Here is a 23,221-nt window from a genome sequence, read left to right as displayed (position 1 = left end):
GCACGACCTGATCGGCCTGGAGAAGGCGCTGCGCGCGATCCACCGCCCGGAGAGCTGGGCCGAGATCTCGATCGCCCAGAAGCGCCTGAAGTGGGACGAGGCGCTGGCCGTCCAGCTCGCGCTCGCCCAGCGCCGCAAGTCCGCCGGCGCGCGCCCGGCCCCGTCGTGCGCACCTGTCGAAGGCGCGATTCTCGACGCGTTCGACGAGCGCCTGCCGTTCACGCTCACGGCCGGGCAGGTCGCGGTGGGAGAGGAGATCGCGCGCGACGTCACGGGCACGCACCCGATGAACCGCCTCCTGCAGGGGGAAGTTGGTTCGGGCAAGGCCCAGCCGCTCGACGCGAAGGTGCTCACGCCCACGGGGTTCAAGCTGATGGGCGACGTCCAGGTGGGCGACGAGATCATCGCCGCGGACGGCGACGTGACGGTGGTGACCGGCGTGTTCCCCCAAGGTGAACGCGATGTCTACCGGATGGTGCTGTCCGATGGCCGGAGCGTTGAATGCGATCTCGAGCACCTGTGGGCGGTCAACACCACTGTCCGGCGGAATCGTGGCAATCCGCTCAAGGTGTTGTCCACGCGCGAGATTCGTGACGACCTGGTCACGGCGAACGGGGCTTCGAAGTGGCACCTGCCAGTGGTAGCCGCGCCCGAGCTGGACTGCGTTGCTGAGCAGGCGATTGATCCTTACTTGCTGGGTCTGTTGCTCGGTGACGGCTCCTTGTTGAACGGCCGTGTCGTGTTCACGACTGCGGACCCAGAATTGCTCGTGGCAGCGATGGCGGCACTCCCGAAGGGGACACATCTCGCCAAATCTGCTCACCGCCCCCATGACTGGTACGTCAATGGCTGTCGTAGGGGGACGAACCCCCTACTTGCTGCGTTGCGACAACTAGGCGCGTACGGCCACCAGGCAGAGGACAAGTACGTTCCCGAGCGCTATCTGGTCGCGCCTGTCAAGGATCGGCTCGCTCTGCTCCAAGGCCTGCTCGACACCGACGGCACGATCAACAGCAAGTGCGGCTCCGACGTGAGCTTCCTGTCCGCGTCCCCCGCGCTTGCCGACAACATCGCCTGGTTGGCAGAGTCGTTGGGGGGCACGGGCCGGGTGCGTCCGGTGACCAAGGCCGGCAACACCTATCACCAGGTGAGCCTTCGCCTGCCCAATCAGTTCCCGCCTTTCCGGCTCAAGCGCAAAGCCGACCTCGTCAGGGAGAGAACCAAGTACGAGAAGCCCGTCCGCGCCATTCGTGCGGTGGAGTTCGTCGGCAGGAAGCCGGTTCAGTGCATCTCGATCGCGCACAAGGACCAGCTGTACGTCACTGATCACTTCGTGGTCACGCACAACACTATGGTCGCGTTGCGGGCGATGTTGCAGGTCGTCGACTCGGGTCGGCAGTCCGCGATGCTCGCGCCGACGGAGGTCCTCGCCGCGCAGCACGCCCGCTCGTTGCGCGAGATGCTCGGCGACCTCGCGATGGCGGGGGAGCTGGGCGCCGCGGAGCAGTCGACGCGCGTGACGCTGCTGACCGGCTCGATGAACACCGCGCAGCGCAAGCAGGCGCTGCTGGACATCGTCACCGGCGAGGCGGGCATCGTCGTCGGGACGCACGCGATCATCCAGGACAAGGTCGAGTTCCACGCGCTCGGTCTGGTCGTCGTCGACGAGCAGCACCGCTTCGGCGTCGAGCAACGGGACGCGTTGCGCGCCAGGGCGGGCAAGGAGAACCCGCACGTCCTGGTCATGACGGCGACGCCGATCCCGCGCACGGTCGCCATGACCGTGTACGGCGACCTGGAGGTCTCCGCGCTGCGCGAGCTGCCGCAGGGCCGTTCACCCATCAAGACCTCGGTCGTGCCGATGCGCGAGAAGCCGGCCTGGCTGGACCGCGCGTTCGCCCGCGTGCGGGAGGAAGTGGCGCAGGGCCACCAGGCGTACTTCGTGTGCCCGCGCATCGGCGACGGCGACGACGACGAGCCGCCGTCGGAGGACGGGTCGGAGCGCCGCCCGCCGCTGTCCGTTGTGGACGTCGCGAACATGCTGGCAGCGGGCCCCTTGAAGGGCCTGCGCATCGAGATCCTGCACGGGCGCATGCCGTCCGACGAGAAGGACGCCGTGATGCGCGGCTTCGCGGCCAACGACGTGCAGGTGCTCGTCGCGACCACGGTCGTCGAGGTAGGCGTGAACGTCCCGAACGCGACCGTCATGGCGATCATGGATGCGGACCGCTTCGGCGTCAGCCAGCTCCACCAGCTGCGCGGCCGCGTAGGCCGAGGCAGCGCGCCCGGCCTGTGCCTGCTGGTCACGGACATGCCAGAGGCCACGCCGACGATGGACCGCCTGCGCGCCGTCGAGTCCACTCTGGACGGTTTCGAGCTGGCCCAGCTCGACCTGGAGCTGCGCCGCGAGGGCGACATCCTGGGCGCCGCCCAGTCCGGCAAGCGCTCGGCCTTGAAGATGCTGTCGCTGCTGCGGGACGAGGACGTCATCACCGCCGCGCGCGTCGAGGCGCAGGCGTTCGTCGACGTCGACCCCGACCTCAAGACGCAGCCGGGCCTCGCCGCGATGGTCGCAGGGCTGCTCACCGAGGAACGAGCGGAGTTCCTGGAAAAGGCCTGAGTAAACGGTTGTCCCCACCCGAACGGGGTCGCCTATGGAACGGGTCCATACCCTACTTTCGGGGCTATGACCTGCAACACCTCCACGCCGTACAGCCGGGATCTCGGCGACGAGCTGCGCCGCATCCGCGAGAAGCAGACCAAGTACAACGGCGTGGCCATGGGTGACTTTCTCGGTTGGGACCAGAGCAAGGTCTCGAACGTCGAGAACGGCAAGGCGCGGGCGAGTGAGATCGACATCGTCCAGTATCTGACGGTGTGCGGCCAGGATCGCGAGTTCGTAGAGGGCTTCCTCTCCCGGTACCGCAACGCTTTCGACACCTACTTCGTGCAGGTGCCGCAGAACCTGCGCACGATGGCGCTGGCTGAGGCCTCAGCCAGCAAGATCACCAGCTACACCATGGTATCGATTCCGGGTTTGCTCCAGACCGAGGATTACGCGCGAGCGTTGTGCGGGCAGTCCGGAAACGTGGCTGACGAGGATGTCGAGGCCTTCGTCCGCTTTCGCATGGAGAGGCAGGCGATTCTGCGGCGGCATGATCGGCCGGAGTGCACCTTCTTCGTGCACGAGTTCGCGCTGCGGATGAAGGTGGGGAGTGACGAGGTCATGGAGGAGCAGTACCGGCGCCTGCTGTTCCGCACCCACATCTTGCGCATCGTGCCGGAGTCGAGCGGCCTGGTCGGCGCGCTCCCGGCGACCTACATCCTGTGGCAGTACGAGAAGCTGGCGCCGGTGGCGTTCACGGAGAGTGCCCTAGCGAAGGTGTTCGTGCAGGATCCTGGCGCGATCACGCACTGCAAGGACACCTTCGAGCAGCTGGATGGTGTTGCGTTGAGTGAGGGACAATCGCGGAAGCTGCTGACGGATCTCGTCAGCCGACCGCGAGAGGACCGCAATGCCCCAGGACTGCGTTTGGCGTAAGAGCAGCTACACCAGTGCCGACTCGGTGGACAGCGAGTGCGTCGAGGTGGCGTTTTCGCAGGCTGTGCGCGTGCGTGACTCGAAGGACGCGACAGGTCCGCAGCTCAGGTTCTCGGCGTCGGCGTGGCGCGCGTTCGTCAAGGCGGACCGAGTTTCGTGAGGTCGAGTGCTTCCCGCGACAGGCTGAAGCCGTCGGGAGGCATGCTCTTGGGCGAGGCGAGCCAGCCGCCCTTGTCGCGGGGCCGCGAACTGACCTCACCGTCGATGAGCAGCGACACGTAGCAGCCGTAGTCGATGGCGAACCCGTCGTACAACGCGCCGGGCGTCTTGCTGTCGACGATGCCGCGGCGCAGGACGTGCAGCAGCCGCGCGTCGTAGAGCTCGTCGATCGTCTCGTGCCGCAGGCAGGACATCTGGTCGACGACGAACGTGCGCGAGCGGCGTCGTCCGACGACCTCGTCGACGAGCAGCCGCAGCATCCGGCGGGCGGCGGAGTTCTCGCTGATGGCGGTCTGCTTGTCGCGCAGGTACCAGTCGCGCGCGGCGCGGCGGATGTCGGCGATGCCGATCGGCTCGTTGTGCGCGTGCTGTGCGGCCAGCGCGGCGATGTTGATCGCGTCGCGCGGCACGCCTTCTGCGGCGCGCACGAGCTCGTTGAACGCGTTGCCGCGGAACAGCAGCTCGACGAACGACTCGGCGTCCTCCGGCTTTCCGGCGCTGGCGGGCATGCGCGCCATGCCGTGGTTGAAGAACAGCTCGGCGAAGAACTCGCGCGCGCCTGCCTGCGTGTGGTCGAAGATCATGACGTCGTCGAGGCTGACCGCGCTGGCGGCGTCCGCGCCGACCTCGATGCCGACGTAGTCCCCGGCGGCACCGGGTTCGCAGAACTTGCTGCGCCGCTCGATCGCGGCGATCTTGACCGTGATGCCCTGCGCGGGCAGCACGCTGCGCCGCAACAGGTCCGCGAGCAGCGGCTGGAGATCGAGCGGAATGCTGCTCCACTCGTCGAGCAGCAGCCAGAGCCTGCGGCGTCCCAGCGCGCGCGTGATTCCCCGCAGCGCGCGGGAAAGCGGCCCGAAGACGATGTGGTGCCGTTCGACGCCGGTGCGTCGCGTCCTGCTCTCCGCGCTGACCGCCTGTCTGCTGCCGAGCGAGATCTTCGGCGCCCGGCTCAACTCGAGCCCCTGTTCGTGGCTGCGCGTGCCGCCGACCCTGGTCTCCTGCTCGACCTGCCCGACGACCTCGACGACCGTCGCCGCCTCGGCCAGCGTGTCGAGTGCTTCGAGCAACTTCGTCTCGTCGCCGATGTCCCGCTCGGACGCGAGCGTCAGCAGCTCCTCGTGCACCGCTTCGAGCGTGTCGACGAGCAGTTGCGTGCCCCGGACGTTCGTGTCGACCGAGCTGTCCCCGTACATCCCGCCCGCCGACCCGATGGTGCGCAGATCGAGGTAGATCGGCACGTCCCCGGTGCGGTCGACGAGGTCGCTGAGGAACTGCAACGCGTGCGTCTTCCCCGTTCCTCTGCGCCCGTAAAGGATCTGATGATCGGTTGAGTGCAACATCGCCGAGAAACTCCCCGCCGCGACGTACGTGCTGGCGAGCGAGTACCTGTCCGTGCTCTCGGCGCGCCTCGGGATGCGCATCAGCGCCTGGTTGAGGTGTTTCTGCCGCATGGCTGCCATTTGCTTTCGAGCGTCCCGCGCGGTGCGGTGAGGCGCAGCCCCCGGTTGGGCGACATGGGTGTGTGTCGCGCGCCGGAATAGTCCGTATCGGCCCTACCCTCCCGCCTTGTGCGTCACGTGATCATCGTTTGTGCGTTGCTGCTGTGCGTTGCCTCTCCGGCTTCCGCGGCCGAGGTCAAGGCGTTGAGCGGTGAGGAATCCCGCTACCCGCACGCGATCCGCCTGGAACACGGCCGGAACGCAGGCGACATCCTGGTGAGCGTCAACAAGTGGACGCAGACCGAGATCTACCGCGGCAACCGCCATGGCCGCTCGTTCCGCCGCGCGGCCGTCTTCACCGACACCCTCGCGGCGACGTCGTTCATGTGCTGCGCTCACCTGTACGAGCTGCCTTCGCCGGTGGGGGACATGCCCGCCGGGACCGTGCTGTGGGCCGGGTCCGTCGGCACCAAGGAACACGGCATGGAGATCCGCATCTGGCGCAGCCCCGACGCCGGCACGACTTGGTCGTACCTGTCGACGTGCGCGTCGTCGGCCAACCGGGGCGGGATCTGGGAGCCCGAGTTCTCCGTCGACGCCTCGGGTCGGTTGGTCTGCCACTTCGCCGACGAGAGCTTCGGCGTCTCGCACAGCCAGGTGCTCGCTCGGACCGTGTCCGCTGACGGGGTGCACTGGTCGGCGAAGGAGTTCACGGTCGCGCTCAGCCCGCGCGGGTATCGGCCGGGGATGGCGCACGTGCGGCGCATGCCCGGTGGGTCCTACTACATGACCTACGAGGTGTGCGGGCAGAGGTCGCAGTACTTCTGCGAGGCCTACTACCGGACGTCCGCTGATGGGTGGAACTGGGGAGATCGGGCTGCGTTCGGCACCCAGTTGCACAGTCGGGAGGGGCGGTACTTCGCCCACACGCCCTCCATCGCTCTCGCTCCCAACGGGACTCCTGCCGGGCGGGTGGTGTTGATCGGCCAGATGTTGATGCACTCGTCCGGGAAGATCGACGAGGCCAACGGGGCTCGGCTGTTCGTCAACGACAACGGCGGCGTCGGGGAGTGGTACGAGGCTCCTGCCCCCGTCGCGGTGCCTCAGGCCCGCGACGTGAACTGCCCCAACTACCATCCGGCGCTGCTGACCTCGTTGGACGGGAAGTCCGTGCTGGAGTTCACCAGCGACTTCAACGCCGCCGGGGCCTGCGTGACCCAGTTCGCTTCCGGGGCTTTGCCGGCTCATCCGTAGATCGAGAAAAAGTTTCGGCCGGCGATGTCGAGAACCGGTGATCGGCTCCGTCCCCGAGGTGAATGCGACCAAAATGGGTCGCACCAGCACCGAGGAGAAACACCATGGCCAAGTACCTGCTGCTCAAGCACTACCGCGGCGCTCCGGCCTCGGTCAACGACGTGCCCATGGACCAGTGGACGCCCGAGGAGGTCTCGGCCCACCTGCAGTACATGCGCGACTTCGCGAACCGGCTCGAGGAGACCGGCGAGTACGTCGACGAGCAGGCACTCGCCCCCGAGGGGACGTTCGTCCAGTACGGCGGCGAGGGGCGCCCGCCGGTCACCGACGGCCCGTTCGCCGAGACCAAGGACCTCATCGCGGGGTGGATGGTGATCGACGTCGACAGCTACGAGCGCGCCGTCGAGCTCGCCGGGGAACTGTCGGCCGCCCCCGGTGCGGGCGGGAAGCCGATCCACGAGTGGCTCGAGCTGCGCCCGTTCTACGGCGTGTCGCCCACCATCACCGAGTGACCACTCAGATGAACGAGGCCCTGCTCCGGAGCCTCACGCCGAGCGTGCTCGGGGTCCTCGTCCGTCGCGGAGCCGACTTCGCGGCGGCCGAGGACGCCGTGCAGGACGCGCTGGTCGAGGCGATCCGCGTCTGGCCGACCGACCCGCCGCGGGACGCGAAGGGCTGGCTGGTCACCGTGGCCTGGCGCCGGTTCCTCGACGCGACCAGGGCGGACGCCGCCCGCCGCCGGCGTGAGGACGTCGTCGACGAGGAGCCGGCGCCGGGGTCCGCGCCCGCGGTGGACGACACGCTGCAGCTCTACTTCCTGTGCGCCCACCCGTCGCTGACGCCGTCGTCCGCGGTCGCGTTGACGCTGCGCGCCGTCGGCGGGCTGACCACCCGCCAGATCGCCCAGGCCTACCTCGTGCCCGAGGCGACCATGGCGCAGCGCATCAGCCGGGCCAAGCGCACCGTGTCCGGCGTGCGGTTCGACCAGCCCGGCGACGTCGCCACCGTGCTGCGCGTTCTCTACCTGGTCTTCAACGAGGGCTACTCCGGCGACGTCGACCTCGCCTCCGAAGCCATCCGGCTGACCCGGCAGCTCGCGTCCGCGATCGACCACCCCGAGGCGGCGGGCCTGCTCGCCCTCATGCTGCTCCACCACGCCCGGCGCGCCGCCCGGACCACGCCCGACGGCAGCCTCGTGCCGCTGGCCGAGCAGGACCGCGGCCGGTGGGACACCGCGTCCATCGCCGAGGGCGTCGAGATCCTGCAGGCGGCCCTCGCCCGCGACCAGCTGGGCGAGTTCCAGGCGCAGGCCGCCATCGCGGCACTCCACGCGGACGCGCTTGTTGCCGAGGAGACCGACTGGGTGCAGATCGTCGAGTGGTACGACGAGTTGGCGCGGCTGACTGACAGTCCGGTTGTGCGGCTCAACCGTGCGGTTGCCGTTGGTGAGGCCGATGGGGCGCGTGCCGGGCTCGCGGCGCTCGCGGGGGTGGATGAGTCGGTGCCGCGGTATGCGGCCGTGGCTGCCTATCTCCATGAGCGTGATGGCGACGTGGTTGCTGCGGCTCGGTTGTACGCCGAGGCTGCTTTGAAGGCGCCCAACCTCGCTGAGCGTGATCACCTGACTCGGCAAGCCGCGCGGCTCAACTCTCTTCGTTGACGGGGTGGGGAGGGGCTCGCTGATCACCTCACGGTCGCCACATCGAAAAGCCCCTGTCAAGGCGGAAAAGCTGCCTTGACAGGGGCTTTTCGATGTGGCAAGGCTGCGCCTGATCAGCGAGCCCCTCCCCACCCCTGGCCCGTTCGGATGCTTGGGATCATTTGGCTGCCGGTTTGTGTTCGGGGGCCGCGCCCGGTTGGCAGTGCGGGGGTTGCTGGTGCGGCGGGCGCTCTTTCTTTTGGTATCTGCCGGTTTTCGCTGGGCTCTCTTGGTACCTGCCGGTTTGTGTGGGTTGCTTGGTGTGCTGGCTTCGCTTCGCTCGCGGGGTCTCCGCCGCGCCGCAGAAGTGCTGGCTTTCGCACCGGTTTCATGGCTGAGGCCGCTGCGCGGCCGGGGATTGTCGGTGCTGGCTGGGAGCATCGATTCGGGGGGTTCTCACGTGCGGGGACGCCTGCGTGAGCGTTGCCAAGCGGGCCGCGCGGCCCGCTTGGCACAGGCCGCCGGTCTCCGCACCCGCCGCCCGTCACCCGTCACCCGTCCCGCCAGGCCCGCCCACGCCGCCTCGTCCCAGTTGCGCCTCGTCCCAGACTGCGCCTACCCCGCTCGCCCTGGCTTGTCGCTGCTCCGGCCCCGCCACTGCTCTGGCCCGCTGCCCAGCTCGAGCGCGCTAGCCGTGCCTGGCCTGGCCTGGCCTGGCCTGGAAACGCAAAACAGGGGTCCCCGGCCGGGGGGAACCCCTGTTTTCAGCATCTCACGCGACACCGACAGTTTCGGCGTTTGCGCAGGTCAGGACTTCTTGCGGTCCTTGTCGGGCCGGGGCAGCGGGAACTGCTCGGTCTTCGCGTCATCGCCAGGCGAGGGCAGCGGCGTCAGGGACTTCACCGCGTTCGCGACCGCGTCCTGCGCTGCGGCGAACTGGGCGGTGAGGTCGTCGTGGACCTTGCGGAGCGTGGTCTCGCGCTGGGACGCGGCGGTCAGGCGGCGGTCTGCGTGTTCGTCGGCCGAGCGCACGGTTTCGGACGCCTTGGCCTCGGCCGCGCGGACCGTCTCGGTGGCCTTCGCGTCGGCCTCGCCGATGGTGCGCGTCGCGTACTCGTCGGCCTCGGTGGTCTTGGATGCCGCGTACTCGTCTGCGTCGCTGACGGTCTTGGCCGCCTTGGTGGTGGCCTCGGTGGTCAGCGCGTCCACCTTGATGAGGGCCTCGGACTCCAGCTCGGAGATCATTTTCTCCGTGTCGGCCTTCTGGGCGGCCAGGGACTCGGCGAGTTCCGCGGCAGCGGTCTTCTCGCGGTCCGCCACCTCGGCCAGAACGCGTTCGGCCTCGGTGCGGGCGTCGATCAGGATCTTCTGGTGTTCGGAGTTCAACGTCGAGCGCAGCTCGTCGTACTCCTTGTCCAGCTCGTCGTGGTACTTGGAGTACTTCTGCTCCAGCGCGGTGCGGCGCTCCTCCAGTTCGGCCGTCTTGCGGTCGAACTCGGTGGTCACGCGCTCGGCGTCGGCGCGGACCTCGACCAGCAGGGCCTCGTGTTCGGCGGACAGCTTGGCGCGGAGCTGCTCGTGTTCTGCCTCGAGTGCGATTCGGCGCTCGTCGTACTGCTGGCTCAGCTCGGCGGTGCGCTGCTGGTGAGCGAGCTCCAGCTGCTTGCGGCGCTCGTCCACCTCGGACAGCAGGCGGGCGTGGGCGGCCTTCGTCTCGGACGCGTAGCGGTCCGCCTCGGCGCGGACGCCGTTCGCCTGGTCGACCGCCGCCTTGCGGATGTCGGCGATCTCCTCCTCGGCCAGGCTCATCATCACGCGCACGCGCTCGGTGACGTTGGACGCGCTCACCGGGCTGTTGGCCAGGTTGGTGAGCTGGCCCTTGACCTTGTCCAGCTCGGCTCTCGTCGCGTTGAGGATCTTGTTGAGCTCGCCGACCTGCGCCGCAGCGGCGTCACGCGCGCGGCTGGAGTTCCGAAGATCGAACTCCAGTCGGGTGACGCGTTCGTTCACCTGTCGCTGGTTGTAACCACGGAGAACTACGTCGAAATGTGCTGTGCGGGCAGGAGGCTGCCCGGTCCCATCGGCCCCGGCCATATGGCTCACCCTACCGAGATGTCACTGAAGATCGTCACTCGATCCGGTTATTCCCACTACACGGCGGAGTCCGACCGGGTGCTTCCACGAGGGATCGATCAGGATGACGCCCGTCACGTGGGACGAATCTCCCGAGTGGCGGGAGGAGCAAGGTAACGTGCCGAAACTGACCGCCGAGTAACCGGGAGGGAACGGATGTTCCGCAAGGTTCTTGTCGCCAACCGCGGCGAGATCGCGATCCGAGCGTTCCGCGCGGCCTACGAACTGGGTGCCGGCACGGTCGCCGTTTTCCCGCACGAGGACAGGAACTCGCTGCACCGCTTGAAGGCAGACGAGTCCTACGAGATCGGTGAGCCTGGTCACCCGGTCCGCGCGTACCTCTCCGTCGACGAGATCATCAAGGCCGCCCGCAAGGCGGGGGCCGACGCGATCTACCCCGGATACGGCTTCCTGTCGGAGAACCCCGAACTGGCGCTCGCGTGCCGTGAGGCGGGTCTCACGTTCATCGGCCCCATCACCGAGGTGCTGGAGCTCACCGGCAACAAGGCGCGCGCCATCGCGGCCGCGCGCGAAGCCGGGCTTCCCGTGCTGGAGTCGAGCGCGCCGTCGTCGGACGTCGACGAGCTGCTCGCCGCCAGCGAGAAGATGCGTTTCCCAGTATTCGTAAAGGCTGTTGCCGGTGGTGGCGGCCGAGGCATGCGCAAGGTCGACGACCCCGCCGGGCTGCGCGAGGCGCTCGAAGCCGCGTCCCGCGAGGCCGAGTCCGCGTTCGGCGACCCGACCGTCTTCCTCGAGCAGGCCGTCGTCGAGCCGCGCCACATCGAGGTGCAGATCCTCGCGGACGGCCAGGGCAACGTGATCCACCTCTTCGAGCGCGACTGCTCCGTGCAGCGGCGCCACCAGAAGGTGATCGAGATCGCGCCCGCGCCGAACCTCGCGCCCGAGCTGCGCGACCGGATCTGCGCCGACGCCGTGAAGTTCGCGCGGCACATCGGTTACCGCAACGCGGGCACCGTCGAGTTCCTCCTCGACCCCGAAGGCCACTACGTCTTCATCGAGATGAACCCGCGCATCCAGGTCGAGCACACGGTCACCGAGGAGGTGACCGACGTCGACCTCGTCCAGTCCCAGATGCGCATCGCCGCGGGGGAGACGCTCGAGGACCTCGGGCTGAGCCAGGACACCGTGCAACTCCGCGGCGCCGCGCTCCAGTGCCGCATCACCACCGAGGATCCGGCGAACGGCTTCCGCCCGGACACCGGCATGATCAGCGCTTACCGCTCGCCCGGTGGCTCCGGCATCCGCCTCGACGGCGGCACGACCGGCTCCGGCACCGCGATCGGCGCGCACTTCGACTCGATGCTGGTCAAGCTGACCTGCCGCGGCCGCAACTTCCCCGCCGCCGTGGCCCGCGCTCGCCGCGCGGTCGCCGAGTTCCGCATCCGCGGCGTGTCCACGAACATCCCGTTCCTCCAGGCGGTTCTGGACGAACCGGACTTCTTCGAGGGTCGCGTCACCACGTCGTTCATCGAGAAGCGTCCGCACCTGCTGACCGCGCGGCACTCCGCCGACCGCGGCACGCGCCTGCTGACCTACCTCGCCGACGTCACGGTGAACAAGCCGAACGGGCCGCGTCCGTCCATCGTGGACCCGCGCGACAAGCTGCCCGTCGTCGACCTGAACACCGAGCCGCCCGCGGGCTCCAAGCAGCGGCTCACCGAGCTGGGCCCGGAGGGCTTCGCGCGCTGGCTGCGCGAGTCCAAGCCGATCGGCGTCACGGACACCACGTTCCGCGACGCGCACCAGTCGCTGCTCGCCACCCGAGTGCGCACCAAGGACCTGCTCGCCGTCGCGCCGCACGTCGCGCGCCTGACGCCGCAGCTGTTGTCGCTGGAGTGCTGGGGCGGCGCCACGTACGACGTCGCGCTGCGGTTTCTCGCCGAGGACCCGTGGGAGCGGCTGGCCGCGCTGCGCGAGGCCGTGCCGAACATCAACCTCCAGATGCTGCTGCGCGGTCGCAACACGGTCGGCTACACGCCGTACCCGGAGGCCGTGACCAAGGCGTTCGTCGAAGAGGCGACCGCGACCGGCATCGACATCTTCCGCATCTTCGACGCGCTGAACGACGTGGAGCAGATGCGTCCGGCGATCGAGGCCGTGCGGGAGACCGGAACCGCGATCGCCGAGGTCGCGCTGTGCTACACGTCCGATCTGTCCAACCCGGACGAACGTCTGTACACACTGGACTACTACCTCAAGCTGGCTGAGCAGATCGTCGGCGCCGGTGCGCACGTGCTGGCCGTCAAGGACATGGCCGGACTCCTGCGCCCGCCGGCGGCCGCACGCCTGGTCTCCGCGCTGCGCAAGGAGTTCGACCTCCCGGTCCACCTGCACACGCACGACACGGCCGGTGGCCAGCTCGCGACGTACCTCGCGGCCATCCAGGCCGGTGTGGACGCCATCGACGGCGCGACCGCGTCCATGGCGGGCACGACGTCGCAGCCGCCGCTGTCGGCGATCGTCGCCGCGACCGACCACACCGAGCACTCCACCGGCCTCGACCTGCAGGCCGTGTGCGACCTCGAGCCGTACTGGGAGGCCGCGCGCAAGGTCTACGCGCCGTTCGAGTCGGGCCTGCCCGCGCCGACCGGCCGCGTCTACCACCACGAGATCCCCGGTGGACAGCTCTCCAACCTGCGCACGCAAGCGGTTGCGCTCGGTCTCGGCGAGAAGTTCGAGGAGATCGAGGCGATGTACGCGGCCGCCGACCGGATGCTCGGGCACCTGGTGAAGGTGACGCCGTCGTCCAAGGTCGTCGGCGACCTCGCGCTGCACCTGGTGGGCGCGGGTGTGTCCCCGAAGGACTTCGAGGCCGACCCCGGCAAGTTCGACATCCCGGCGTCGGTGATCGGCTTCCTGCACGGCGAGCTGGGCGACCCGCCCGGCGGCTGGCCGGAGCCGTTCCGCAGCAAGGCACTCCAGGGGCGTCCCGCGCCGAAGGGCGTCGCGGAGCTGACCATCGAGGACGCCGCGGGCCTGGCCGAGAGCCGCCGCGCGACGTTGAACCGCCTGCTCTTCCCGGCGCCGACCAAGGAGTACCTGACGCACCGCGAGGCGTACGGCGACACGTCGGTCTTGCGCAGCAAGGACTTCTTCTACGGTTTGCGTCCCGGCGAGGAGTACTCGGTCGACCTGGAGCCCGGTGTGCGCCTGCTCATCGGCCTGGAGGCGATCTCCGAGGCCGACGCGCGCGGCATCCGCACGGTCATGGCGACCCTGAACGGCCAGCTGCGGCCGATCCAGATCCGCGACCTGTCCGTCGCGGCGGACATCCCGGTCGCGGAGAAGGCCGACCGCTCGAACCCGAACCACGTCGCGGCGCCGTTCGCCGGTGTCGTCACCGCCGCCGTCGCGGAGGGTGACAGCGTCGAGGCCGGTCAGACGGTCGCGACCATCGAGGCCATGAAGATGGAGGCCGCGATCACCGCGCCCAAGGCCGGTGTGGTGCAGCGCCTGGCGCTGCGCGGTGCTCAGCAGGTCGAGGGCGGTGACCTGCTCATCGTTCTCGAATAGCCGGGAACTAAACGGTCCGGTGCCCGCGTTGCACCGGACATGAAGAAAGCCGTGGGAGCACTGCTCGGGCTGGCCGGGGTCGCGTGGACGCTGCGTGACGTCCCGGCCGCCATGGGCGGCACGCCAGATCCCGAGCAGATGAACCGGTCGCCGCAGTTCAGGGACGGCGTGTTCCACAACCGCTCCGAGGCGCGCGCAGGTGTGCCGGACGGCAACACGTTCCGCGACTTCCTGTTCGGCAAGGAGAAGCGCAAGCCGTCGGCCCCGGTGCCACTCGTCGGCCCCGCCGCGCCCGTTTCGTCCGGTTTGCACGTCACCTGGTACGGGCACGCGTCCGCGCTCATCGAGATCGACGGCGCGTCCGTGCTGCTCGATCCTGTGTGGAGCGACCGCTGCTCGCCGTCGTCGGCAGTCGGCCCCAAGCGGCTGCACCCGGTGCCGCACAAGCTCTCCGACCTGCCGCGGCTGTCCGCGATCGTGATCTCGCACGACCACTACGACCACCTCGACATGGAGACCGTGCGCGCGTTGCGCGAGACCCAGAGCGCGCCTTTCGTGGTGCCGCTGGGACTCGGCGCGCACCTGCGGCGCTGGCACGTCCCCGCGGAGCGGATCGTGGAGCTGGACTGGAACGAGTCCTTCTCCGTCAACGGTTTCTCGCTCACCGCGACCGCCGCGCAGCACTTCTCCGGGCGTGCCTTCACGCGCAACGTCACGCTGTGGGCGTCGTGGGTGATCAAGCGGGGTGAACGCTCCGTCTTCTACAGCGGCGACACCGGCTACTTCGACGGGTACGCCGAGATCGGCGCCGCGCACGGGCCGTTCGACGCGGTGCTGATGCAGATCGGCGCCTACAACGACGCCTGGCCGGACATCCACATGACGCCCGAGGAAGGGCTGGACGCGTTCGGCGACCTCGGCGGGAAGCTGCTGATCCCGGTGCACTGGGCCACGTTCAACCTGGCCATGCACTCGTGGACCGAGCCGGTCGACCGGGTGTGGGCCGAGGCCAAGGCGCGGGACGTGGCACTGGCCGTGCCGCGGCCGGGCGAGCGGGTCAACGTCGACGACCCGCCCGGCGTCGACGGCTGGTGGCAGGCGCTTGCCTGAGCCGCTGGTCGACTCGGGCACCGAGGTCGCCCGGATCGCGGCCGCGCGCCGCAGGCACGGTCACGCGCTCGGGCTCGCGTGGTTCGACGCGCACGGGAGCCTGCACGCGCCCCGTGGTCCGGCCCGGCACGGCACCGCGCTCGCCGCGGTCATGGGGCTGGGCGACCCGGAGTTCGTCGCGTCGCCCCGGATCGGCGGCGGGCGGGTGGCGTTGATCGGCGCGCGCAAGCTGGGCGTGCTGGAGTGGCGGCACGTCTGGGAAGGCCGCGTGCGGCACCTGACCGTGGCCGCCGCCCGGCGGGCGAGCGTCGTCAGCAACTGCCTGCTGGAGACCGACGCGGACGAGGTCTACGTCCACATCGGCCTGGACGTGCTGGACCCGGCCGAATTCGCTGGCGCCGAGCGGCCCGAGTCCGGTGGGATGAAGGTCGCGGAGGTCGTGACGGCGGTCCGCGCGATCGCGGCCGCGCTGCCGATCATCGGCGCCGGGATCACCGGGTGCGCGACCACCGATCCGGAACAGCTGCGGCGGCTGGAGCCGCTGCTCGACGTCGTGGGGGAAGTGTGCGGACTGCGGTCGTGACCGGTGGCGGCACCGGTATCGGCAAGGCCATCGCGGTGGAACTGGCTGGTCAGGGCGTTGACGTCGTGATCACCGGCAGGCGGGCGGACGTGCTGGCGCAGGTGCCCGGTGTGCGGGCGGTCGCGTTCGACGCGACCTCGCCGGAAGCCGTGGACGCGGCGCTGGCCGAGCTGCCTGCGTCGGTCGACGTGCTGGTCAACAACGCGGGCGGCGCCGTCACGCGGGACAGCCTGAAGGAGCAGTGGCTCGCGAACTACGAGTCGAACGTGGTCAGCGCGGTGCTCGTGACCGCCGCGCTCGAACCCCGGCTGGCGGAGAACGGTCGCGTGATCACCATCGGCTCCATCGCCGGCCGGCGCGGCGGCGGCAGCTACGGCGCGGCGAAGGCGGCGGTGGAGGCGTGGACGGCTGATCTCGCCACCGAGCTCGGGCCGCGCGGCATCACGGCCAACGTCGTGTCGCCCGGCCTGATCGTCGACACCGAGTTCTTCGGCGGCAAGATGACGTCGTCGCGGCTGGAGATGCTGGTCTCCCAGACGAAGAACGGTCGCGCGGGCACGCCGGACGACGTGGCGAAGCTCGTGGCGTTCCTCGCTTCTCCCGGTGCGGGGCACATCACCGGGCAGGTGCTGGCCGTCAACGGCGGAGCGCACCTGGGACGATAGGCGCGTGACACGCATCGTGGCCGGCAGCGCCGGCGGACGTCGGCTGAAGGTGCCTCCGAAGGGCACCCGGCCCACGTCGGATCGCGTGCGCGAGGCGTTGTTCAGCTCGCTGGAGGCAGTGGTGGGCCTCGACGGCCTGCGCGTGCTCGACCTCTACGCGGGGTCGGGAGCGCTCGGGTTCGAGGCCCTGTCGCGCGGAGCCGCGTCGGCGACCTTCGTGGAGTCGGACCGGCGCGCGGCGGACGTGCTGAAGGGCAACGCGCGCGAGCTCGGACTGTCCGGCGTGACCGTGGTGAACCGCACGGCCGAGGCGTTCTGCGCCACTCCCGGCGAGGCGTTCGACCTGGTCTTCGCGGACCCGCCGTACGCGGTGAAGGACGCGGCGATCGGGAGCGTGCTCACCGCGTTGGTTTCCAACGAACGGGTGGCAGCGGGCACTGTTCTCATCGTGGAACGCGATGCCCGCAGCGCGGAACCGCCGTGGCCGGATGGAGTAGAACCGTTGCGCGCCAAGCGTTACGGAGATACGACGCTGTACTGGGCGCAGGCGTGATGCGGAACACGCACCCGCCTGGGCGCGTCCGATCGGGTGCTACCGTCCGGCCATGACGCGTGCCGTGACCCCCGGCTCCTACGACCCGGTCACCAACGGCCATCTGGACATCGTCGAAAGAGCGGCGAAGCTCTTCGACGAGGTCGTCGTCGCCGTGATGATCAACAAGAACAAGCGCACCCTCTTCTCGGTCGAGGAGCGGATGGACATGCTGCGCGACTGCACCAAGCAGTGGCCGAACGTGCGCATCGACTCGTGGCACGGCCTGCTGGTCGACTACTGCCGCGAGAACGACATCCAGGCGATCGTGAAGGGCCTCCGCGCGGTCAGCGACTACGACTACGAGCTGCAGATGGCGCAGATGAACCACCAGCTCACCGGGGTCGACACGCTGTTCATGCCGACCAACCCGCTGTACAGCTACCTGGCGTCGTCGCTGGTGAAGGAGGTCGCCACCTACGGCGGCGACGTCTCCTCCCTGCTGCCGCCCCAGGTGGAGCAGCGGCTGCAGCAGCGGCTGGCCGAGACCCGCTAGAGGTTCAGCCTCATCCCGACGTGGCTCGCCACGAACCCGAGCCGCTCGTAGAACCGGTGCGCGTCCTCCCGTGACGCGTCCGTGGTGAGCTGGACGAGGCCCGCTCCCCGTGCGCGCGCCTCTCCGAGGGCCCACTCGACGAGCTGCTGGCCGAGCCCTTCGCCGCGCTGGTCGTCGCGCACCCGCACGGCCTCGATCGTCGCGCGGGTCATGCCCCTGCGGGACAGGCCGCTGGTGAACGTGAGCTGGAGCGTGCCGACGACCTCGCCGTTCTTCTCAGCGACGGCGAGGTACTGGTGCGGGTCATCGTCGAGCCGCTTGAAGGCGTCCTGGTAGCTCGGGTCACCAGGGGATTCGCGGGTGGCGCCCAGCGGGTCGTTCGCGAGCATCGCCACGATGGCGTCCACGTCGTGCTGCGTCGCGCGCCTGATCTTCATGCCAGCTCCAGCTTCATGCCGATGTGCTCCGCGGTGAACCCGAGCCTCTCGTAGAAGCGGTGGGCGTTCTCGCGCGAGGTGTGGCTCGTGAGGCGGACGATGCCCGCGCGCCTGGCCTTCGCCTCCTCGATCGCGCGGGCCACGAGCTGCCTGCCGACACCCTGGTCGCGGTGGTCGCGGTGCACCAGGTCCTCCCTGGTGGCGCGCCTGATCGTGAGCTCCATGCGCCCCCCTGGTCACTGTTGGTTAATGTCAGCGTTGCACGATGTGAGTACGTTTCACTCGTATGAGCCACATCACCCTGCGTCCAGCAAAGACCTTGCTGGCACTGCTCATCACCCTGTTCGCCCTCATCGCCCCGGTCACCAGCGCGTCCGCCCAGGCGGCATGCGGCAACACCTCGGGCTTCACCAAGAGGGCGCTGTCGAGCCTGCCTGCACAGGCCACCGACACCGTCCGCCTGATCCAGCGCGGCGGGCCCTACCCGTTCCCGCAGGACAACCAGACGTTCGGCAACCGCGAGCGGATCCTGCCGCTGTGCGCGTCGGGCTACTACAAGGAGTACACGGTCAAGACGCCCGGCAGCTCCACTCGCGGGGCACGGCGGATCGTCACCGGCAACGCCTCGCCGAAGCTCTACTTCTACACGGCGGACCACTACGCGAGCTTCGTGCTCGTGGACATCTCTCGCTAATACTTGACACGCCCTGCCGATGTCCCCGATCGGGGGAGATCGGCAGGGCAAACTATTGCGGGATCAACAGAGGAGTGTGACGTGTACCGGGTGTTCGAGGCCCTCGACGAATTGGTCACCATCGTCGAGGAAGCGCGCGGCGTCCCGATGACCTCGGGTTGCGTCGTGCCGCGAGGGGACGTCCTCGAACTGCTCGACGACGTGCGCGACGCGATCCCTGCCGAGCTCGACGACGCGCAGGACGTGCTCGACCACCGCGACGAGATGGTCGGCAAGGCGAAGCACGAGGCGGAGGCGGGCGTCTCCAAGGCCCGCGCCGACGCCGACCGCATCCTCGCCGAGGCGCAGGCCGAGGCCGAGCGCATGCTGTCCGACGCCCGCTCCCGCGCGGAGCGCATGGTCGCCGAGGCGGAGGAGCAGTCCGAGCGCACGGTGTCCGCGGGTCGTCAGGAGTACGACGAGCTGGTGGGGCGCGCGCACGCCGAGGCGGACCGGATGGTCCAGGCCGGGCGGGCCAACTACGAGCGCGCCACCGAGGAGGGCCGGGCCGAGCAGACCCGGTTGCTCAACGAGACCGAGGTCGTGCGGGCCGCTCACGCCGAGTCGGCGCGGGTGCTCGACGCCGCTCAGTCCGAGTCGATCCGGTTGCGCAACGAGTGCGACGCGTACGTCGACTCCAAGCTGGCCGACTTCGAGGACCTGCTCGCCCACACGCTGCGGTCGGTCGGCAAGGGGCGTTCGCACCTGCGCGGGCCCGCCGTGGCCGGTGCGGCTGCTCCGTTCGACTACCACGACTGACCCGGCATCGCCCGTTCGGCGGACTGTCCCTCTCCGGGAACCTGCCGGTCGAGTGGGCTTGGGCACACATTCAGGTGCGATCACCTGGCGATTTCACGCCTGACCCACTTGTCCCGTACCCTGGACCGGCTGGACGTGGTAGGTCCCCGCCAGCAAAACCACGATTATGTCTAAATATCGCCACGCGTCCACGCGTCCCACAGCAACCGGTCCCTGGGTCATCGACACCAGGGAGCTCGGTCGTCGAGCGGGCTCCAGCCGACCCGTCAAGAGGTCGGTTCCCGCGGAGGGCGTTGGCCTTGAAGGCGTGATCGCGGTGCCGGAAGGCGGGGAGATCGAACTCGACCTGCTGACGGAGTCGGTAGTGGAAGGCGTGCTGGTCACGGGTTCCGCGAAGACCACCGTCACCGGGGAGTGCTCGCGTTGTCTCGAGCCGCTCTCCGACGAGGTCGAGGTGGTGCTGACGGAGCTGTACGCGTATCCGGACAGCACGACGGACGAGACCACTGATGAAGACGAGGTCAGTCGGATCGTTGACGATCTGATCGACCTCGAGCCTGTGGTGCGGGACGCAATCGTTCTCGCGTTGCCGCAGGTGCCGCTCTGCACGCCGGACTGCCAGGGGCTCTGCTCCGAGTGCGGAGGCAGGCGGGCGGAGCTTGGGCCCAACCACGGGCATGAGACGATTGACCCTCGCTGGGCCGCGTTGCAAGAGCGGCTCAGTGGTGACAACAACGAGGAGAACTAGTCGTGGCCGTCCCGAAGCGGAAGATGTCGCGCTCGAACACGCGCTCGCGCCGCGCCCAGTGGAAGACGTCTGCCGTGCACCTGGTTGCGTGCCAGAACAAGGCGTGCAAGCAGCCGAAGCCGCAGCACGTCGCCTGCCCGGCTTGTGGTCAGTACGCTGGCCGCAACGTCGTTCAGCCGGCCTGAATCTCCTCGGCTCAGTAGTGGGGGGAAGGTCGCCGCGCGGTCAGGCAGCTGATCGTGCGCCTTTGCTCGAAGCGCTCGGCGTCCACCTGGACGCCGAGCTGCTCGTGCTCGCCCTGACCCATCGGTCCTACGCGTACGAGAACGGCGGATTGCCGCCGAACGAGCGTCTCGAGTTCCTCGGAGACGCGGTGCTGGGCCTGGTGGTCACGGACCACCTCTACTGCACCCATCCCGACCTGCCCGAAGGTCAGCTCGCGAAGCTCAGGGCCAGCGTGGTGAACATGCACGCACTGGCTGGAGTTGCGCGTAACCTCGGAGATGGTGGACTGGGAGCGCACCTGTTGCTCGGTCGCGGCGAGGAACTGACCGGTGGCAGGGACAAGGCGAGCATCCTCGCGGACGGTCTCGAGGCCGTCATCGGTGCGGTGTACCTGCAGTGGGGTATTGATACCGCACGAACGTTGGTTCACCGGCTGTTCGATCCGCTGCTGGCCAAGGCCCCTCTTCTCGGGGCCGGCCTGGACTGGAAGACCAGCCTGCAGGAACTCACCGCCCAGGCCGCCCTCGGTGTACCCGAGTACAAGGTCGACGACCAGGGGCCGGACCACCGCAAGGAGTTCACCGCAACGGTGCTCGTCGGTGGGCAGGCCTATGGCAAGGGCGATGGGCGCACCAAGAAGGAAGCCGAGCAGAAGGCGGCCGAAGCCGCCTATCATGTTCTGTCGGAGAGGGTGCAAGCCGAGCAGGAGTCGGCTGCGTCCTCGAACGGGCAGAATGGCGCCTCGGTGACGCCAGGGAGCTCCCCAACCGAGGAAGACTAGAGACAACGCGATGTATGCCACCAGGTATCGCACCAACCGCCGCCGTCCCGCACGGGGCCCGGTCAACGCCAGCCGCAGTGGGGGCATTCAGGGCCTCGTGCTGGTGAGGGACCACAGCCGCGCGGGTGTATGGGTGCTCAAGCCGACGAAGCCGCAGGCCGCGGTCATCGACGCGCCGGACGAGGCTTCGTCCGAAGACTGAGGTGCCCGAACTTCCAGAGGTCGAGGTAGTCCGCCGCGGCCTAGACAAGCATGTCTCCAATCGGGTGATTTCCGATGTGGAGGTGCTGCATCCAAGAGCCATTCGCAGGCACCTGCCGGGCGCCGCTGACTTCAGCGCGCGCCTCGCAGGCCTGCCGATGGTCGCTGCCCAGCGACGGGGCAAGTACCTGTGGGTCGAGCTCGGCGAGGACGCCGCGATACTCGCCCACCTGGGCATGAGCGGCCAGATGCTGGTCCAGCCATCTGACACCCCGGACGAGAAACATCTGCGCGTCCGGATTCGCTTCGCCGACGACGGCCCTGAGCTGCGCTTCGTCGACCAGCGCACGTTCGGCGGCCTCGCACTCGCCGACCTCGTCGACGTCGACGGCACCCGCCTCCCGGAACCCGTCGCCCACATCGCGCGCGACCCCATGGACCCCGCGTTCAGCCCCGACGCCGCCGTCCGCGCACTCCGGGCCCGAAAGACCGAGGTCAAGCGGGCTCTGCTCGACCAGACCCTGGTCTCCGGCATCGGCAACATCTACGCCGACGAAGCACTCTGGCGCACCAAGCTCCACGGCGTCCGGCCGACGGACAAGCTGACCAAGGCGCAGGCCGCCGAGCTGCTGAGCCACGCCACCGACGTCATGCACGAGGCGCTCGACCAGGGCGGCACCAGCTTCGACGCGCTCTACGTCAACGTGAACGGCCAGTCCGGCTACTTCGACCGGTCCCTCAACGCCTACGGCCAGGAGAACGAGCCGTGCCGCCGCTGCGGCGCGCTGATCATCCGCGAGGCGTTCATGAACCGGTCCTCGTACTCGTGCCCGATCTGCCAGCCGCGGCCGCGGGCTACACGGCTTGTTCGCGCACGTCAGAGGTCGTGAGTGATTAGGCGTGCAATAGGCCTCCTAATCACTCACGACGCCTGACCTGCCAACTTGACTGGTGAGCTCGGAAGGTTAGACGGCCCGCTTCGCGTGTTGGCCGAGGATCCGTGCCGCGTCCGGAGCGACGAGGCTGGTTGTCTGTGTTTGCCGAGCTCAGAGCGTTCTCGCCGAGCCCCGAGCCGCGGCCCAGGGCTAGACGGCCCGCTTCGCGTGCCGGCCGAGGAACCGCACCACGTCCGGAGTGACGGACCGGTAGAAGGCGTCGTCGTGCCCACCGGGCCCGACGTGCCCGACCGCGGGCTTGGCGCTCGCGATGAACCGCCGCGTCCCCTCGACGAACCGGTCGCGGTCACCGATCCACACACCCAGCGGCGTCGAGCCGGTCCCACCCAGGTGCCGCAGCGGGTCGAGCGACGCCCACTGGGCCTCGTCGGCGAACGCGCGGCGCTTGCGCATCTCGGGCCACGACGTGATCAGACCGGGGGAGATCGCGGCGACCGCGCTGACCGGCGCACCGCGTTCGGCGCGGCGGCGGCCGTACAGGAGGGCGCCGAAGCCGCCCATCGACACACCGGTGCACGCGAAGGGCTCGCCGTAGCCGCGTTCCCGCAGCCAGCCGGGCACCTCGTCGAGCAGCATGGCCATCGGGTCGTCGCCGGGGACGTTCTCGTGCCAGTAGTTGTTGCCGCCGTCGACCGCGACGAACCCGAACGCGGGCACCGTCCCGCGTGCGACGGCGTTGGTCAGCACCGAGGGCAGGTCGCCGATCGCGGCGTGCCGGGCGTCGCCGTGCAGGCCGTGCAGCAGGATCGACATCGGCAGCTTGCCGGACGCACCCGCGGGCAGCACGAACACCAGCTCGACCTCGCGGCCGCGGGCCTTCGAGAACACCCGTTCCGAACGGACCACCGCGGCCTTGGTCGCGGCCGCCACGTTCCCGGCGTGGCTGATCGCCTCGCTCAGCGGCGAGCGCTCCGACGACACCTTCAGCGCGACCCCGGCCGCGGTGAGTCCCACCAGGCCGATGGAGGCGAGAAGTGTGCGGCGGTTGAACCCCGGATCCCCCATGCTCACCTCATCGCGTGCGTACCGTTCCTCGTTTCCCTAGATGTGATGTCCAGGGAGGTTGGTCAGCCGGGTGATGGGTGGCTTGCCTCCGATGGCTGAGTGGGCTCGGTGGTGATTGTAGAAGTGCAGCCAGCTGGGCAGGGCTGCTCGTCGTTCGGTTTCTGAGTG

General features: G+C 69.1%; 24 protein-coding genes and 1 pseudogene. 19 read left to right on the top strand and 6 right to left on the bottom strand.

Annotation, left to right across the window (positions count from 1 at the left end; all coding sequences use genetic code 11):
* Positions 1-946: 946 nt before the first annotated feature.
* From FKR81_RS44585 to FKR81_RS39105, 3 genes and pseudogenes are all read left to right on the top strand, one after another.
* Positions 947-2,620, top strand: a pseudogene (locus FKR81_RS44585) (helicase-related protein); the annotation flags it as partial.
* A 66-nt stretch (positions 2,621-2,686) separates the two neighbouring features.
* A complete protein-coding gene (locus FKR81_RS39110; RefSeq protein WP_146359884.1) occupies positions 2,687-3,541 on the top strand; it encodes a helix-turn-helix domain-containing protein in 855 nt (284 codons plus the stop codon).
* Positions 3,516-3,701, top strand: coding sequence for a DUF397 domain-containing protein (locus tag FKR81_RS39105; RefSeq protein ID WP_146359881.1), 186 nt, complete (start codon positions 3,516-3,518; stop codon positions 3,699-3,701). The genes FKR81_RS39110 and FKR81_RS39105 overlap by 26 nt, the downstream gene beginning before the upstream one ends.
* Here FKR81_RS39105 and FKR81_RS39100 read toward each other — a convergent pair.
* Complete coding sequence (locus FKR81_RS39100; RefSeq protein WP_235922166.1) at positions 3,679-5,214, bottom strand: hypothetical protein; 1,536 nt, start codon at positions 5,212-5,214, stop codon at positions 3,679-3,681. The two genes, FKR81_RS39105 and FKR81_RS39100, sit on opposite strands and share 23 nt — an antisense overlap.
* Positions 5,215-5,340: 126 nt before the next feature.
* Between FKR81_RS39100 and FKR81_RS39095 the strand changes: the two genes are divergently transcribed.
* The 3 genes from FKR81_RS39095 to FKR81_RS39085 all read left to right on the top strand — a co-directional run bounded on the left by FKR81_RS39095 (position 5,341) and on the right by FKR81_RS39085 (position 8,116).
* Positions 5,341-6,456 (top strand): glycoside hydrolase family protein, encoded by a 1,116-nt coding sequence (locus tag FKR81_RS39095; protein WP_146359875.1) that lies wholly within the window; start codon positions 5,341-5,343, stop codon positions 6,454-6,456.
* A gap of 104 nt (positions 6,457-6,560) precedes the next feature.
* Positions 6,561-6,968 (top strand): YciI family protein, encoded by a 408-nt coding sequence (locus FKR81_RS39090; RefSeq protein ID WP_146359872.1) that lies wholly within the window; start codon positions 6,561-6,563, stop codon positions 6,966-6,968.
* Between the two features lie 8 nt (positions 6,969-6,976).
* Complete coding sequence (locus FKR81_RS39085) at positions 6,977-8,116, top strand: RNA polymerase sigma factor (RefSeq protein WP_146359993.1); 1,140 nt, start codon at positions 6,977-6,979, stop codon at positions 8,114-8,116.
* A gap of 786 nt (positions 8,117-8,902) precedes the next feature.
* Here the strand turns inward: FKR81_RS39085 and FKR81_RS39080 are convergent.
* Complete coding sequence (locus tag FKR81_RS39080) at positions 8,903-10,105, bottom strand: coiled-coil domain-containing protein (RefSeq protein ID WP_146359869.1); 1,203 nt, start codon at positions 10,103-10,105, stop codon at positions 8,903-8,905.
* A 279-nt stretch (positions 10,106-10,384) separates the two neighbouring features.
* On the opposite strand from FKR81_RS39080, the gene FKR81_RS39075 reads away from it, so the two are divergent.
* From FKR81_RS39075 to coaD, 6 genes are read left to right on the top strand one after another with little or no spacing between them, the layout of a single operon-like run.
* Complete coding sequence (locus FKR81_RS39075; RefSeq protein WP_146359867.1) at positions 10,385-13,762, top strand: pyruvate carboxylase; 3,378 nt, start codon at positions 10,385-10,387, stop codon at positions 13,760-13,762.
* Positions 13,763-13,801: 39 nt separating this feature from the next.
* Positions 13,802-14,872 (top strand): MBL fold metallo-hydrolase, encoded by a 1,071-nt coding sequence (locus FKR81_RS39070; protein ID WP_146359864.1) that lies wholly within the window; start codon positions 13,802-13,804, stop codon positions 14,870-14,872.
* Positions 14,865-15,455, top strand: a complete 591-nt coding sequence (locus FKR81_RS39065; RefSeq protein WP_146359861.1) for an arginase family protein — start codon at positions 14,865-14,867, stop codon at positions 15,453-15,455. The genes FKR81_RS39070 and FKR81_RS39065 overlap by 8 nt, the downstream gene beginning before the upstream one ends.
* Positions 15,437-16,120 carry an SDR family NAD(P)-dependent oxidoreductase gene (locus FKR81_RS39060; protein ID WP_146359859.1) on the top strand — a complete coding sequence of 228 codons (684 nt, stop codon included), beginning with the start codon at positions 15,437-15,439 and terminating at the stop codon, positions 16,118-16,120. The genes FKR81_RS39065 and FKR81_RS39060 overlap by 19 nt, the downstream gene beginning before the upstream one ends.
* Positions 16,121-16,124: 4 nt before the next feature.
* Positions 16,125-16,673, top strand: coding sequence for a 16S rRNA (guanine(966)-N(2))-methyltransferase RsmD (gene rsmD, locus FKR81_RS39055; RefSeq protein ID WP_186763443.1), 549 nt, complete (start codon positions 16,125-16,127; stop codon positions 16,671-16,673).
* 52 nt (positions 16,674-16,725) lie between these two features.
* On the top strand, positions 16,726-17,208 hold the full coding sequence (coaD, locus tag FKR81_RS39050; RefSeq protein WP_146359856.1) for a pantetheine-phosphate adenylyltransferase: 483 nt from the start codon (positions 16,726-16,728) through the stop codon (positions 17,206-17,208).
* Here the strand turns inward: coaD and FKR81_RS39045 are convergent.
* Complete coding sequence (locus FKR81_RS39045; RefSeq protein WP_146359853.1) at positions 17,205-17,645, bottom strand: GNAT family N-acetyltransferase; 441 nt, start codon at positions 17,643-17,645, stop codon at positions 17,205-17,207. The two genes, coaD and FKR81_RS39045, sit on opposite strands and share 4 nt — an antisense overlap.
* Positions 17,642-17,869: a GNAT family N-acetyltransferase gene (locus tag FKR81_RS39040; protein WP_146359850.1), complete on the bottom strand. Its 228-nt coding sequence runs from the start codon at positions 17,867-17,869 to the stop codon at positions 17,642-17,644. Before FKR81_RS39040 ends, FKR81_RS39045 begins: the two co-directional genes overlap by 4 nt.
* A 62-nt stretch (positions 17,870-17,931) precedes the next feature.
* On the opposite strand from FKR81_RS39040, the gene FKR81_RS39035 reads away from it, so the two are divergent.
* From FKR81_RS39035 to mutM, 7 genes are all read left to right on the top strand, one after another.
* Positions 17,932-18,339 (top strand): ribonuclease domain-containing protein, encoded by a 408-nt coding sequence (locus FKR81_RS39035; RefSeq protein WP_146359847.1) that lies wholly within the window; start codon positions 17,932-17,934, stop codon positions 18,337-18,339.
* 81 nt (positions 18,340-18,420) lie between these two features.
* Entirely contained in the window at positions 18,421-19,137 is a 717-nt protein-coding gene (locus FKR81_RS39030) for an ATP synthase F0 subunit B (protein ID WP_146359844.1), read from the top strand.
* Positions 19,138-19,303: 166 nt separating this feature from the next.
* Positions 19,304-19,885, top strand: a complete 582-nt coding sequence (locus tag FKR81_RS39025) for a YceD family protein (RefSeq protein ID WP_146359841.1) — start codon at positions 19,304-19,306, stop codon at positions 19,883-19,885.
* A 2-nt stretch (positions 19,886-19,887) separates the two neighbouring features.
* A complete protein-coding gene (gene rpmF, locus FKR81_RS39020) occupies positions 19,888-20,070 on the top strand; it encodes a 50S ribosomal protein L32 (RefSeq protein WP_146359837.1) in 183 nt (60 codons plus the stop codon).
* A 17-nt stretch (positions 20,071-20,087) separates the two neighbouring features.
* Positions 20,088-20,891, top strand: a complete 804-nt coding sequence (gene rnc / locus FKR81_RS39015; RefSeq protein WP_146359987.1) for a ribonuclease III — start codon at positions 20,088-20,090, stop codon at positions 20,889-20,891.
* A gap of 10 nt (positions 20,892-20,901) precedes the next feature.
* Positions 20,902-21,093, top strand: a complete 192-nt coding sequence (locus tag FKR81_RS39010; RefSeq protein ID WP_146359834.1) for a hypothetical protein — start codon at positions 20,902-20,904, stop codon at positions 21,091-21,093.
* 1 nt (position 21,094) lies between these two features.
* Positions 21,095-21,982, top strand: a complete 888-nt coding sequence (mutM, locus tag FKR81_RS39005; protein WP_146359831.1) for a bifunctional DNA-formamidopyrimidine glycosylase/DNA-(apurinic or apyrimidinic site) lyase — start codon at positions 21,095-21,097, stop codon at positions 21,980-21,982.
* Between the two features lie 195 nt (positions 21,983-22,177).
* Here mutM and FKR81_RS39000 read toward each other — a convergent pair whose 3' ends face one another.
* The gene (locus tag FKR81_RS39000) at positions 22,178-23,053 is read right to left on the bottom strand and encodes an alpha/beta hydrolase (protein ID WP_146359828.1); all 876 of its coding nucleotides are present in this window, start codon (positions 23,051-23,053) and stop codon (positions 22,178-22,180) included.
* Between the two features lie 36 nt (positions 23,054-23,089).
* A partial coding sequence (locus tag FKR81_RS38995) for an integrase core domain-containing protein (RefSeq protein ID WP_146359825.1) occupies positions 23,090-23,221 on the bottom strand: 132 nt, incomplete at its 5' end.

Source organism: Lentzea tibetensis (assembly GCF_007845675.1).
Classification (GTDB): Bacteria; Actinomycetota; Actinomycetes; order Mycobacteriales; family Pseudonocardiaceae; genus Lentzea; species Lentzea tibetensis.
This window is presented reverse-complemented; position numbering and strand designations above follow the sequence as displayed.